The organism is Bacillus nitratireducens (assembly GCF_036320425.1).
Lineage (GTDB): Bacteria > Bacillota > Bacilli > Bacillales > Bacillaceae_G > Bacillus_A > Bacillus_A nitratireducens.
Genome location: NZ_JAUMJO010000005.1, coordinates 189,447 through 202,659, shown reverse-complemented (window position 1 = coordinate 202,659; position 13,213 = coordinate 189,447). Strand labels below are relative to the sequence as shown.

At 38.3% G+C, this 13,213-nt stretch carries 14 protein-coding genes; 1 reads left to right on the top strand and 13 read right to left on the bottom strand.

Annotated features, from left to right (window positions below; genetic code table 11):
- Positions 1–19 precede the first annotated feature (19 nt).
- Genes nuoK through nuoA form a run of 8 tightly spaced genes read right to left on the bottom strand, consistent with a single transcriptional unit; the run spans position 20 to position 5,405 of the window.
- Entirely contained in the window at positions 20–334 is a 315-nt protein-coding gene (gene nuoK / locus Q3V31_RS19900; protein WP_000100081.1) for an NADH-quinone oxidoreductase subunit NuoK, read from the bottom strand.
- Positions 327–851, bottom strand: a complete 525-nt coding sequence (locus Q3V31_RS19895) for an NADH-quinone oxidoreductase subunit J (RefSeq protein WP_090813722.1) — start codon at positions 849–851, stop codon at positions 327–329. The genes nuoK and Q3V31_RS19895 overlap by 8 nt, the downstream gene beginning before the upstream one ends.
- Positions 848–1,267, bottom strand: a complete 420-nt coding sequence (gene nuoI / locus Q3V31_RS19890; RefSeq protein ID WP_000677191.1) for an NADH-quinone oxidoreductase subunit NuoI — start codon at positions 1,265–1,267, stop codon at positions 848–850. Before nuoI ends, Q3V31_RS19895 begins: the two co-directional genes overlap by 4 nt.
- 25 nt (positions 1,268–1,292) lie before the next feature.
- Positions 1,293–2,294 carry an NADH-quinone oxidoreductase subunit NuoH gene (nuoH, locus tag Q3V31_RS19885; protein ID WP_016130961.1) on the bottom strand — a complete coding sequence of 334 codons (1,002 nt, stop codon included), beginning with the start codon at positions 2,292–2,294 and terminating at the stop codon, positions 1,293–1,295.
- A complete protein-coding gene (nuoD, locus tag Q3V31_RS19880; protein ID WP_090813721.1) occupies positions 2,294–3,394 on the bottom strand; it encodes an NADH-quinone oxidoreductase subunit NuoD in 1,101 nt (366 codons plus the stop codon). Before nuoD ends, nuoH begins: the two co-directional genes overlap by 1 nt.
- A gap of 3 nt (positions 3,395–3,397) precedes the next feature.
- Positions 3,398–4,531, bottom strand: coding sequence for an NADH-quinone oxidoreductase subunit C (locus Q3V31_RS19875; RefSeq protein WP_329766589.1), 1,134 nt, complete (start codon positions 4,529–4,531; stop codon positions 3,398–3,400).
- Complete coding sequence (gene nuoB, locus Q3V31_RS19870; RefSeq protein WP_000236333.1) at positions 4,528–5,046, bottom strand: NADH-quinone oxidoreductase subunit NuoB; 519 nt, start codon at positions 5,044–5,046, stop codon at positions 4,528–4,530. The genes Q3V31_RS19875 and nuoB overlap by 4 nt, the downstream gene beginning before the upstream one ends.
- The gene (nuoA, locus tag Q3V31_RS19865) at positions 5,037–5,405 is read right to left on the bottom strand and encodes an NADH-quinone oxidoreductase subunit NuoA (RefSeq protein ID WP_000179270.1); all 369 of its coding nucleotides are present in this window, start codon (positions 5,403–5,405) and stop codon (positions 5,037–5,039) included. The genes nuoB and nuoA overlap by 10 nt, the downstream gene beginning before the upstream one ends.
- A gap of 308 nt (positions 5,406–5,713) precedes the next feature.
- Between nuoA and Q3V31_RS19860 the strand changes: the two genes are divergently transcribed.
- On the top strand, positions 5,714–8,443 hold the full coding sequence (locus Q3V31_RS19860; protein ID WP_090813720.1) for a putative bifunctional diguanylate cyclase/phosphodiesterase: 2,730 nt from the start codon (positions 5,714–5,716) through the stop codon (positions 8,441–8,443).
- Between the two features lie 214 nt (positions 8,444–8,657).
- Here the strand turns inward: Q3V31_RS19860 and Q3V31_RS19855 are convergent, their stop codons facing one another.
- The 5 genes from Q3V31_RS19855 to atpG form a co-directional block, all read right to left on the bottom strand.
- The gene (locus tag Q3V31_RS19855; RefSeq protein ID WP_090813719.1) at positions 8,658–9,311 is read right to left on the bottom strand and encodes a DUF975 family protein; all 654 of its coding nucleotides are present in this window, start codon (positions 9,309–9,311) and stop codon (positions 8,658–8,660) included.
- Positions 9,312–9,355: 44 nt separating this feature from the next.
- The gene (locus Q3V31_RS19850) at positions 9,356–10,141 is read right to left on the bottom strand and encodes a DUF975 family protein (protein WP_090813718.1); all 786 of its coding nucleotides are present in this window, start codon (positions 10,139–10,141) and stop codon (positions 9,356–9,358) included.
- Between the two features lie 143 nt (positions 10,142–10,284).
- Positions 10,285–10,686 (bottom strand): F0F1 ATP synthase subunit epsilon, encoded by a 402-nt coding sequence (gene atpC, locus Q3V31_RS19845; protein ID WP_000847207.1) that lies wholly within the window; start codon positions 10,684–10,686, stop codon positions 10,285–10,287.
- A gap of 20 nt (positions 10,687–10,706) precedes the next feature.
- Positions 10,707–12,116 (bottom strand): F0F1 ATP synthase subunit beta, encoded by a 1,410-nt coding sequence (gene atpD, locus Q3V31_RS19840; protein WP_016130966.1) that lies wholly within the window; start codon positions 12,114–12,116, stop codon positions 10,707–10,709.
- Positions 12,117–12,234: 118 nt separating this feature from the next.
- Positions 12,235–13,095: a F0F1 ATP synthase subunit gamma gene (gene atpG / locus Q3V31_RS19835; protein ID WP_000157703.1), complete on the bottom strand. Its 861-nt coding sequence runs from the start codon at positions 13,093–13,095 to the stop codon at positions 12,235–12,237.
- Positions 13,096–13,213 lie beyond the last annotated feature (118 nt).

The window sequence follows — 13,213 nt, the reverse complement described above, 5'->3', positions numbered from 1 at the left end:
TCGGTCACAATGCTATCTGCTATCCTTTGAGCGTATCCATCTCATCTACATGAACTGTCGGGCGATTACGGTACAAAGCAATCAAAATTGCAAGACCTACCGCTGCCTCCGCTGCCGCTACAGACATCGTAAACAGCGAAAAAATTTGTCCTGTTAAATTCGGAAACAAGCCTAATTTACTAAACGCTACTAAATTTAAATTGGCCGCGTTAAGCATTAATTCGATACAAACTAATACAATTACTGTATTTCGCTTTGTTAAAGCTCCAAATAAGCCGATGCAAAACAAAATAATCGCAAGTGTTAAATACGCAGAAGCCGGAACGCTACTCATGGGAATCCTCCTCTCCCTCATCCTTCTTCGCAAGGATAATCGCTCCTACAAGTGCTACAAGTAAAATAACTGAGGTTAATTCGAATGGAATAATATATTTTGAATAGAGAAGTGTACCGATTTGAAGTGTGTTATTTTCATGGAGAGGTAAACTTCCTTGTGTGCTTTGATCTGAAAAATCGATACTATTAACAGCGAAATACATAACTGCTCCAAATGCTACAACCGCAAAGAAGATAATCCATTTTCGAAGAGTAAGGCGCGATTCATTTTCCGCGTTATGTTTCGTTAACATAATGCCAAAAATCATAATAATAGTGATTGCACCAGAGTAAAGTAAAATTTGTGCAACTCCGATAAATTCGGCCGATAAAAGAAAGTACAAGCCTGCAATGCTAAGAAATGTAAGTACAAGAGCCAGCATCATATGCATTACTTTCGTTAAGTTCAGCATAAGCACTCCGCCGATAATCGCAGACAAGGATAGGATAAAGAATGCTACAAACTCGCCATTCATGCCTTATTCTCCTTCCTGACGTTCTCGTCGTTTTCGTCGAGCCACTGCAAATTTTTAAATAAATCATCACGTGAATACTCTGCGAGTTCGAAGTTATTCGTCATTACAATTGCCTCTGTCGGACAAACTTCTGTACATAAATCGCAAAGAATACAAATTTCAAAATTTATATCATACGTGTCGATAATTTTTCCTTTTTTCGTAGGATCAGGATGTTTTTTTCCCGTTAATTGAATGCAATCTGTCGGACAAATGTTAGAACACTGATTACAAACAATACATTTCTCTGGATAAAACTTTTGAATACCTCGAAAGCGGTCTGGTAATGGTAACGGTTGATTTGGATAATCATACGTCACCTTTTTCTTACTCAAATTACTAAGCGTATATTTTAACCCTTTAAATAGTCCTTTCATCTCTTACTGGCACCCCCTTCATAGATTAGAAGAATAGCTCCTTAATCAATGCCGTTAAGAAAATATTTGCAAGTGCGATTGGTAATAATACTTTCCAGCCAAACTCCATTAACTGGTCACCTCTTATACGCGGGAACGTAACGCGGAACCAAATTAACAGAAAGACCACACTGCTGAATTTCAAAGCAAACCATACGGCTCCTGGAATAAATCCAAGGAACATAACTGGATTCCAACCTCCTAAAAAGAGTACTGTAGTTAAAGATGCCATCCCAAAGAAATACACATACTCTGAAAGCATGAAAAACGCCCAGCGAAACCCTGAGTATTCTGTATGGTATCCAGACACAAGTTCTGACTCCGCTTCGGGTAAATCAAACGGTGTCCTATTTAACTCTGCAACTGCCGCAATTAAGAAAACGACGAAACCGATCGGCTGTGCGAAAATGTACCATACCTTCTCCTGCGCCGCTACAATCTCATTTAAATTAAGGCTGCCTGCTAACAAAACGACACCAATTACACTCATCACAAGTGGAATCTCATAAGAAATCATTTGCGCCGCTGCGCGCATCCCCCCTAAAAGGGAGTATTTATTATTTGATGCCCATCCCCCAGTTACAACGCCAATCGTCGTAATCCCAGAAACAGCAATGTAATACAGCAATCCTACACCAATATCCGCGAACTGAAATTTATCAGTAAACGGGATAACCGCAAGCACCATAAATGCTGGTGCGAATGCAATAACAGGCGCTAATATAAACAACGGTTTATCTGCAGCTTTCGGAATACTATCTTCTTTTAATAATAATTTCAAAACATCAGCTACCGTTTGTAGTAAACCGAACCGGCCCCCAACTTGGTTTGGTCCAATCCGCCCTTGCATAAATCCCATCACTTTCCGTTCTGCCAAAATACCGTATGTAACGAAGCCCAGGACTGCAAATAATAGAAGCACCGCTAATCCGAAAAAAATGAAGAAATTCGTCCAGCTTGAAGGTGATTGTAAGAGCGTCTCAATCATTAGCCATCAACCTCCCCAAGTACAATATCAACCCCACCTAAAATCGTAATTAAATTGGCGATGTTCTCACCTTTCAATAACTTCGGTAAGATTTGCAAATTATAAAAAGACGGTCTTCGAAATTTCAAACGGTACGGTTCTTTCTTTCCATCACTAGCAATATAGCAACCAATCTCTCCCCGCGGTGACTCTATACGGACAAACGCTTCTCCCTTAGGCGCTTTAATAATTTTCGGCACTTTTGCCAGCACGGCTCCATCTTTTGGGAACTGCTCAGCTGCTTGCTCAATAATTTTTAATGACTCCTCAATTTCCTTCATCCGGCAAACGTAGCGGTCCCAAGCATCTCCCGTGCTCCCAACAGGAATATCAAAGTCAAAACGATCATAAATAGAATACGGTTCATCTTTGCGAAGATCCCAGTTTACTCCCGCGCACCGCAAATTTGCGCCACTTAAAGAATACGAGATTGCCTCTTCCGCGCTATATACGCCAACGCCTTTCACACGATTTAAAAAAATTTCATTTCCGCTAACAAGGTCGTGATACCCTTCCAACTGCTCCCTCATATACGGAACAAACTCTTTCACCTTTTCAATCCAGCCGTCTGGCGCATCCCACTTCACGCCGCCGACTCTCATATAGTTGAAAGTAAGCCTTGCACCACACAATTCATTTAATAAATTTATAATCATTTCCCGTTCACGAAACGCGTATAAAAATGGACTAACCGCTCCTATATCAAGCAGGTTCGTCCCCCACCAGACGAGATGACTTGCAACCCTTCCCAGCTCCATCGCAAGCACACGTAAGTATTCAGCACGCTCCGGAATCTCAAGATCCATCATCGTCTCTACAGCGTGACAAATGACGTAATTATTCGTCATCGCTGATAAATAGTCCATTCGATCTGTATACGGGATAATTTGCGTATACTGCAAGCTCTCAGCAATCTTTTCTGTTCCGCGATGCAAATACCCGATAACTGGTGTAGCCTCTTTAATAATTTCCCCGTCAATCTTAATTACAAGCCGAAACACACCATGTGTACTCGGGTGCTGCGGTCCAACATTTAAGAGCATCTCTTCCGTACGGATCACAAGCTACACCTCCACATCATACGGTTCATAATCTTTCCTAAGTGGATACCCTACCCAATCATCCGGCATTAAAATGCGAGATAAATTAGGATGACCTTTAAATACAATACCTAGCAAATCATACGCTTCACGCTCCGGCCAATCTGCCCCTTTCCAAAGCGGCGTCACCGATTCTACTTGCGGCGCTTCCCTATCCAGCTTTACCTTCACTGCTACTGACTGTTTCTTTCCATATGAAAATAAATGGACATATACTTCCATATGTGTCACAAAATCCGTCGCATGTAGCTCTGACATATAATCAAAAGCAAGTCCCTCATGCAATCGCATTAACTCCATCACTTCATAATATTTTGAAGGCTCCACCACAAGAGTTGGGACATCTTTTGAAAGCTTATTAATATAGGAATCTACTAATGCATATTCCCCTAACTTCTCCTTAACAACCTCCACATACTGATTTAAATATGGTTGGTTAACTGATGGTTCTTCTTGCTGCGGTTCATCTTCTACCTTATTTACAGCTCCCTTTGCTCTTGCCGCAGCAGCGGCTTTCGCTTTTGCGGCTGCAATAGCCTTTGCTTTTTCATCTCCAGAATTCCCATCACCTTGCGAAGATTTTGCTTTTGCTAGCGCCGCTGCTTTTGCCTTTGCAGCTGCTACAGCCTTTGCCTTCACTTTTGCTTTTTCTTCGTCCGTTACTTCTTCTGTTCCTTCTCGCTTTTGCTTCGCTAGTGCCGCTGCTTTCGCTTTTGCTTTTGCTTTTGCTTCATCCGGTATTTCTTCTGTTCCTTCTCGCTTTTGCTTCGCTAGTGCCGACGCTTTTGCCTTTGCAGCTGCTACAGCCTTTGCCTTCGCTTTTGCTTTTGCTTCATCCGTTACTTCTTCTGTTCCTTCTCGCTTTTGCTTCGCTAATGCCGCTGCTTTCGCTTTTGCAGCTGCTGCGGCGAGACGTTTTGCTTCTTCTACATTAACTTCTTTATCTTTTGGTAGCGCTTTCTCTTTTTCTCGATGTTCTCCTTCAAGTTTAGACATTTCCGTCTCATGTTTCGCGGCAAGACGTTTTCGCGCTTCCTCTTTCGCATGACGAGCTGCTTCTCTCTTCATACTTTCTAAGTCTTTATTTGGATCACTCATTTATTCGTCACCTGCTTCCCTGTCTTCGCCTCGTAACGAATTTTTTCTTTTAATTTATTAATTCCATAAATTAAAGCAGCAGGGTTTGGTGGGCATCCAGGAATATATACATCAACTGGTACAATTTGATCTACGCCTTTCACAACTGCATACGAATTCACATACGGACCACCGGCTGTTGCACAAGATCCCATCGCAATTACCCACTTTGGTTCAGGCATTTGATCATATAAGCGTCGAACAATAGGCGCCATTTTCTTCGTTACCGTCCCTGACACAATCATGACATCCGATTGTCTTGGTGAAGTCCGAAAAAATGAGCCAAATCGATCTAAATCGTAATGTGATGAACCTACTCCCATCATTTCAATCGCACAGCATGCCAGTCCAAATGTCATCGGCCATAAAGAGTTGCTCCGCGCCCATCCCTTGAGCTGTTCCAGTGTAGAAAAAAAGATATTCCTTTCTAATTCCGCTCGCTCCTGTGGGTGTAATTCCTCAAAATTTATAACCATTGTAACACCTTCTTTTTCCAAGCATACGCTAATCCAACCAACAACATCACAACAAAAATGAGCATTTCAATCAGTGCAAATAAACCCAGCTTGTCATATGCAACAGCCCATGGATATAAAAATAAAGTTTCTACATCAAAGATGACGAACAATAAAGCGAAAATATAATAACGAGCATGAAATCGAATATTCGCATCATGAAAAGGCTCAATTCCACTCTCATACGTCGTCGCTTTCGCTGCACTTGGTTTATTTGGACGCAGCATTTTCCCTAATGTAAGAGCCACTACCGGCAGCAATATACCTAATAGCAAGAAAATCAAAACAATCATATAACTATTTTCATATACACTTGCCATTGTGAAACCCTCCCCCCTGAATTAAGAACAAGTTCACATAGTAAACAATATGTCTTACTTGCATCATTTATTATTTTTAAATTTTTCTAAATAATGCAACTATTTTAATCATTATAGCAAACTTCAAATTCCTATGTCGATATATTGGGAACAGAAACAACAATTAATGCTTGCTAAACAAATCTATTTTTACAACTCATTATAAATGTGTAAAATAAATATAGAAATTCTATATATTTTTCAAGAAATCCTAAAAAAACATAAACTACAAAAAGGTGGTTCTTATGTATATACAGCGGGTGATATAAATGACAAAACAAGCACACATAAGTATTCTTATAAGCATTTCATTGTTGTATATAGCTATTCATTACGTATCAATGTCCTTTTTATATGAGTACGCACTCCCATTTCAAATATTAACTGGAATCAGTACCATATTAATTGATATTACAATTTGCAGTTATATATTTTATTTTTCAAATGTAAAACAAGGGTTATCTCGTTTGTTTTGGATACCATTAACTATCGGATTCTTCTCTTATTTTATCGGTGATATAGTAGTTGCTTATCAACGCTTAATTCTGCATGACTACTATACATTCGTTGATCCATCCAACTTTTTTTACTTATTATTTTTAATTAGCTTTGCATTTGCCTTTCTATATGAAATTATTTATGGCCGAAACTTATTGGAACAGCTTTCTACGATATGTGATATTTGTATTATTGTTACAGCTCAATTTACTTTAAGCTACTATTTGCTTATCGAAAGAACCATTCATATTTTCACAACATCATATATCGACATGTTTGTTCAACTCACGTATCCAATGACTGATTTACTCTTTCTTTTAATAGGAATCAATCTTTTATTTAGACCATTATTCTTACTACCAAAACAAGTTGGTGCTCTTCTTGGCAGTGCTTTAATTTTGTATGCTACTACGGATGCTATTTATTCTTATATAAAATACTTCCAGCCTGAGTACTCTATGTTCACAGTTGCTCCATTCTATCAAGTAACTTTAGTATTGGTAGCAATCGCTTGTATACTTCACACAAAAGAACCTGAAAAACAAGAACAAGTATTACTAACACCTCGATTGGGTGAATCAATCCGATTATCATTACCGTATATTTCTGTAGTGATGCTTATTGTTTTTATATTGGTCGAAAATGTTTTTGCACCTATCGTAGTAATTGGACTGATGGTAACTTTCGCCTTCGTTCTCATACGCCATATGTTAGTCCGAAGACAAAATAAAATATTATTGCTAGCACAAATGCAATTCAACTTGGAACTCGAGAAACAAATTGAACTACGTACAGAAGATTTAGTAGAACAAAAAAATGAGTTATATCATAACCAACAAATGTTTAAATCTTTATACGAGCATCATCCAGATCCAATTTTCACATTAGATTTGTATGGTAATTTTCTAAATGTGAACAACGCCGGAACTACTTTACTCGGTTATCAAACGAATGAATTATTAAACCAACCATACTATTCACTTATGTATGAAGAAGATTTGGAAGAAATCATTACTGCCTTTCATCACGTAAAAAAAGGGAACTCTATTTCTTTAGAAATACGGGCATATCATAAAAATAGAGATATTTACTATTTGCATGTTACGGCTGTTCCCATCTTTTTAAAGGAGCATATTTCTGGGGTCTATTTAATGATTAAAGATATTACGGAAAGTAAACAACAACAAGAACAAATTAACTTCCTAGCATATCATGATACTTTAACGGAGCTTGCAAATCGCCGTTCATTTCATCAACATTTAGAAAAAGCGATTTCACGAGCAAAAGTATCGAAAAGACCTTTTGCTGTTATGTTTATTGACCTAGATCGCTTTAAAGTTATTAATGATACCCTCGGTCACCGAGTAGGGGATCTCCTATTAATTGCAGTAGCAAAAAGGCTCGAACGAATATCGACACAGAATATGAAACTTGCTCGACTAGCTGGGGATGAGTTCACAATCCTTATCGAAAATTATAAAAAAAGAACAGATGTAAAAATGATAGCTGATATGATTGTAGTAGCTATGAACGAACCATTCGAAATCGAAAATCAACATTTACACATCTCACCGAGTATCGGGATTGCCATATACCCTGAAGCAGGTGAAGACCCACTGTCTATTTTGCAACATGCCGATATGGCCATGTACGAAGCAAAAAATAAAGGGAAAAATCGTAGCTCTCTTTACACGAAAGAACTATATAAGAAAATGGAACGAAAAGCTCGAATCGAAAAAGATTTGCCACTCGCTTTAGTAAACAACGAATTTTATCTCGTCTATCAACCACAAATTGATACGACAACAAATAAAATTATCGGTGCTGAAGCATTAATACGTTGGAAGCATCCACTATTAGGTGACATTTCACCATGCGAGTTCATTCCAATTGTAGAAGAGACACCACAAGTCGTTCCTCTTGGACATTGGGTGTTAAGAGAATCTTGTCGTCAACTAAAAATATGGCAAAGTTTTGGATACACAAACTTAAAAATGAGTGTCAATTTATCAGCGAGAGAATTTCAACAAAATCAATTAATCGAAAATATTTCAAGAATACTAAAGGACGTTGAGATTGACCCGAAAGATGTAACATTTGAACTAACAGAACGAATTGCGATGATTGATGAAAAAGAAACATTATCTAGACTAAAGCAATTAAAAGAATATGGTATCCAAACGTCCATTGATGACTTCGGTACCGGTTATTCTTCTCTTGCTTATTTATCAATTTTCCCTATCGATACATTAAAAGTACCAAAAGAATTTACACAATTAGCCGATCATCGACCTGAAGAAAGAGCCATCGTTTCCACTATCCTTTCTCTTGCAAATACTTTAAATCTCTCCGTCGTTGCTGAAGGAATTGAAACAGAAAAACAGCTTAAATTTTTGAAAAAAAATAACTGTAAATACATGCAAGGTTACTATTTCAGTAAACCTCTAACAAGTAAAGAATTTATAAGATTTCTACAAAAAACACCCAGTATGAACCAATAGTTCACACTGGGTGTTTTTATCCCGCTATTTGCGGGGAATGGCCCCCACTGATTAAAGTTTCACTTTACCCCGCATTAACGGGCAGTAAGATTCCCACCTCAAAATTAGGCTGGAGCAAAGAAGCTAGGTGGGAGATCAACTGCCCGTAAATGCCCGATTGGTTCAACTAATAATCAGTGGGGGATAACCCCTCCCCACTGATTAAAGTTTCACTTTATAGTGTCGGAATTTTTTTCTCGTAATATTCTTCTGCAATCTCTTCGTAAAAAGCTGCTGACGTAGTATAAAAATATGGAATTAACCATAAAAATCCAATCCCTAATGTAATACAACTCAATATAAACCAACCAATAAAACTTAAACATAAAATGAAATACTCCATTTTATGTCCATCCATCATACGACGGCTTTCTGTAATAGCTTGATTTATGGAATACTCCGGATGATCATTTATTATAAAGTACGTCATCGCATAAGAAAATGATTTAATAATACCTGGAATAATAAATAGTAAGCACCATAAGAAAATATAAATGTTTACTACTATATATAATAAAAATGACTTTATAAACTTACTTCCTTCTGTAAACCATCTGAATATATGCCCAATACGCGCTTCTTTTTCACGAATTAAATGTAGCGCTAAATAATAACCACCTATCGTTAATGGACCTACCACCAATATTGTAATAACGTCTACTGTAAGTGAGCTATTTACTTCTTTCCAATCCCAAACCTGAGAGAAAACGAAATCAATACTAAAACTAAAAGCTGAAATAAGAATTGAAATAAGTAGTGTTGCCCCGACAGCTAATCCCCATTTTCCTTCTAGTGAGTCCAGCGCTTCTCCTTTTAAATCACTAATCATACCTAGCCTCCTATACGTAACAATTCTATTAGTATAGCATATTCCTACTGCAATTCACCTTTTGCAATATAGCGATAAAAATGCGCTGTCGTTGTACCTACATATGGACTAAGCCAAAGAAATCCTATTCCAAGAGTAAAAATCGCTAAGGTAGCCCATCCTATGAAGCTAAGCCATAAAAGAAATAAATCTAGTTTATGCCCCTTCATAAGGTTCTTACTTTCTTTCATCGCCTGTGAAACGCTATAATCTGGATTTTCAATCATCACATAATACGTCATCGCATAAGAAAAATACATCACAATCATGCCGACAATTGAAATAGCTAATAATACGAAGAAAGCAATTGCAAACGACGTATTCCCTTCTTCACCAAAAAACGCAAATAAACCTAGTAACAACATCGGAATCCATGTACCTGTATATAACAAAATCGCAAGCATTGCCCACATTGTTTTCATCATTCTTTTAAAACCACGAAATCCTTCGAATAAGTGATCTACTTTTGCACCGTCTCGTTTACTAATTTGCAGCAACACATTCGTATAACCGTACGATGTAATACCGTAAGATGCATTACTCAAAATGATCATTATACAATAAAAAATCCCAAATGTAATACCTGCCCCGATTGATATTGTTTCCTCTTCAAGTGAGCCTGTTAAACCAGCAAATAAGAAAAATATAATAATTCCTGGAATTAAAAGTATAAGCATTGCAGCCATTGCAACAACATAACTTAAAATAAAATATAAAATCGTTGATCCAACACCTAGTCCCCAATTTCCCTTTAAAGAGTACAATGCTTCTCGTTTCATTTCACCGATCATTGATTCATCTCCTTTATGAAATATAAATTGTTGTACATTCTCTACTTATACAAACACCAATGTAATTATACCATTTTTGTAAAATTATTCATGAACCATCATTTATAAAAAAAAACCGTAAAGGCGAAGCCTTTACGGTTTTTTTACTTCATATCAGAAACGTTTAAACGGTTCACAGCACGTTGTAGTGCCATTTCTGCACGTCTAAAGTCAACATGAGCTTGTTTATCTTGCATACGTTGCTCAGCGCGACGCTTCGACTCATTTGCACGATGGATATCGATATGGTTTGCTTCTTCAGCAGATGATGATAATACAGTTACTTTATCTGGACGAACTTCGATAAAGCCACCGCTTACTGCTACATAATCAGTGTGTCCACCATGTTTCAGACGAACTGCACTAATTTTTAATGGTGCAACAGTTGGAATGTGACCTGGTAAGATCCCCATTTCCCCACTCTCTGCTTTTACACTTACCATTTCTACTTCTTTTTCGTAAACCGGTCCATCAGGAGTTACAATACTGACTGGAAATGTCTTCATACTTCGTCCCTCCTAAGGCCTTACGCCATCATTTTCTTCGCATTTTCAATAACTTCTTCAATGCCACCTACAAGACGGAATGCATCTTCTGGAAGGTCATCATATTTTCCTTCTAGAATTTCTTTGAAACCACTAACTGTATTTTTTACAGGTACGTAAGAACCTTTTTGACCTGTAAACTGCTCAGCTACGTGGAAGTTTTGAGATAAGAAGAATTGAATACGACGAGCACGATGTACAACTAACTTATCTTCTTCAGATAACTCATCCATACCTAAGATAGCGATGATATCTTGAAGCTCTTTATAACGCTGTAAAGTTTGCTGTACTTGACGAGCTACTTCATAATGCTCTTCTCCTACGATTTCTGGAGAAAGTGCACGAGATGTAGATGCTAATGGATCTACGGCTGGGTAAATACCCATTTGTGTTAAACGACGCTCTAAGTTTGTTGTTGCATCTAAGTGAGCGAACGTTGTAGCTGGTGCTGGATCCGTATAGTCATCGGCTGGTACATATACCGCTTGGATAGACGTGATAGATCCTTTATTTGTAGATGTAATACGCTCTTGTAATTGACCCATTTCTGTTGCAAGTGTTGGTTGGTAACCTACCGCAGATGGCATACGACCAAGAAGGGCAGATACTTCAGAACCTGCTTGCGTGAAACGGAAGATGTTATCGATGAACAATAGTACGTCTTGTCCTTGCTCATCACGGAAATGTTCAGCCATTGTTAAACCTGTTAATGCAACACGTTGACGTGCTCCAGGTGGCTCGTTCATTTGTCCGAATACCATCGCAGTTTTCTTAATTACGCCAGAATCGCTCATTTCATGGTATAAGTCGTTACCCTCACGAGTACGCTCACCTACACCAGCGAATACAGAGATACCACCGTGTTCTTGTGCAATGTTGTTAATTAATTCCTGAATTAATACTGTTTTACCTACACCGGCACCACCGAATAGACCGATCTTACCACCCTTAATGTAAGGAGCAAGTAAGTCTACTACTTTAATACCAGTTTCAAGAATTTCTACTTTAGTAGATAGTTCTTCGAATGCAGGTGCTTGACGGTGAATTGGATCACGACGTACATCCGCAGGAACATCACCATCTAAGTCAATTGCATCACCTAATACGTTGAATACACGACCAAGTGTTGCATCACCAACTGGTACAGAGATTGCTTTACCAGTATCTTCTACTTCTGTGCCACGAACAAGTCCATCTGTGGAAGACATTGCAACTGTACGAACTGTGTCATCACCTAAATGAAGTGCAACTTCAAATGTTAAGTTAATGCCTGCTCCGTTTTCGTTGCTTTGTTTTACCGTAAGGGCGTTGTAGATTTCTGGTAGCTTTCCGCCATCAAACTTAACGTCTACAACCGGACCCATGATTTGCGTAACGCGCCCTTTATTCATCGGGTTCCCTCCTAGCTTTCTTTTAATTAGCCAGCTTTCTAAGAGAAGTCGGCTTTTAATTTTTATTAGTTTATAGCTTACGCGACTCTCCTAAAAGAGCCGCCTACGCTTTTTATTACTATTCTAACGCTGCTGCTCCACCAACGATTTCCGTAATTTCTTGCGTAATCGCTGCCTGACGCGCACGGTTGAATGAAAGTGTAAGTGAATCGATAACTTCCATTGCGTTGTCTGTAGCACTCTTCATTGCTGTCATACGCGCTGCGTGCTCACTTGCTTTACCGTCTAGTAATGCACCGTACACTAAGCTTTCTGCGTATTGTGGCAATAATACTTTTAAAATTTCTTCTTCAGAAGGTTCGAATTCATAAGCTGTCGTCGGTTTGTCAGACGCCACATCAGTAAGCGGTAAAATTTTATTTTCCGTTACTTCTTGTGAAATTTTACTTACGTAATGGTTGTAGTAAATATACAGCTCATCATAAGCACCATCTGCGAACATCGCAATTGCTCGAGAAGCAAGATCTTTAATATCAGTAAATGATGGGTGGTCAGATAATCCAACTACTTCATCAATGATGTTAAAGCCGCGACGTTTTAAATAATCACGTCCTAGTCGTCCAAGTACAATAATTGAATATTGGTTTGAATCCATATTATGACGTTCACGAATTACGTTACTTACTGTACGTAATACGTTACTGTTATAACCACCTGCTAGTCCGCGATCAGATGTAATAACGATGTATCCTGTACGCTTTACAGGACGCGCATTTAGCATTGGATGATTAATTCCTTTACTTCCTTGCGCAATGCTCGCTACTACTTCTTGAATCTTTTCCATATACGGAACGAAAGATTTAGCATTTTGCTCTGCACGGTTTAACTTAGATGCAGATACCATCTCCATCGCTTTCGTAATTTGACTCGTTTTCTTTGTCGAGGTAATCTTCGCTTTTATATCGCGTAAAGATGCCACAGGTTTTCACCACCTTTTTTCCGGAAGTTGGCACGATTAGTAAGAATCCTCTTCCTAATCTAGGTTGCAAGATATTCTTGCTCATGATTGAAGGAAAAGAATAGGTGCACCTACTCTT

What these genes read in the sequence shown, in the direction of transcription:
- nuoK (WP_000100081.1), bottom strand. Translation starts at nt 334, where the DNA reads ATGAGTAGCGTTCCGGCTTCTGCGTATTTAACACTTGCGATTATTTTG.
- Q3V31_RS19895 (WP_090813722.1), bottom strand. Translation starts at nt 851, where the DNA reads ATGAATGGCGAGTTTGTAGCATTCTTTATCCTATCCTTGTCTGCGATT.
- nuoI (WP_000677191.1), bottom strand. Translation starts at nt 1,267, where the DNA reads ATGAAAGGACTATTTAAAGGGTTAAAATATACGCTTAGTAATTTGAGT.
- nuoH (WP_016130961.1), bottom strand. Translation starts at nt 2,294, where the DNA reads ATGATTGAGACGCTCTTACAATCACCTTCAAGCTGGACGAATTTCTTC.
- Q3V31_RS19875 (WP_329766589.1), bottom strand. Translation starts at nt 4,531, where the DNA reads ATGAGTGATCCAAATAAAGACTTAGAAAGTATGAAGAGAGAAGCAGCT.
- nuoB (WP_000236333.1), bottom strand. Translation starts at nt 5,046, where the DNA reads ATGGTTATAAATTTTGAGGAATTACACCCACAGGAGCGAGCGGAATTA.
- nuoA (WP_000179270.1), bottom strand. Translation starts at nt 5,405, where the DNA reads ATGGCAAGTGTATATGAAAATAGTTATATGATTGTTTTGATTTTCTTG.
- Q3V31_RS19860 (WP_090813720.1), top strand. Translation starts at nt 5,714, where the DNA reads ATGACAAAACAAGCACACATAAGTATTCTTATAAGCATTTCATTGTTG.
- Q3V31_RS19855 (WP_090813719.1), bottom strand. Translation starts at nt 9,311, where the DNA reads ATGATTAGTGATTTAAAAGGAGAAGCGCTGGACTCACTAGAAGGAAAA.
- Q3V31_RS19850 (WP_090813718.1), bottom strand. Translation starts at nt 10,141, where the DNA reads ATGATCGGTGAAATGAAACGAGAAGCATTGTACTCTTTAAAGGGAAAT.
- atpC (WP_000847207.1), bottom strand. Translation starts at nt 10,686, where the DNA reads ATGAAGACATTTCCAGTCAGTATTGTAACTCCTGATGGACCGGTTTAC.
- atpD (WP_016130966.1), bottom strand. Translation starts at nt 12,116, where the DNA reads ATGAATAAAGGGCGCGTTACGCAAATCATGGGTCCGGTTGTAGACGTT.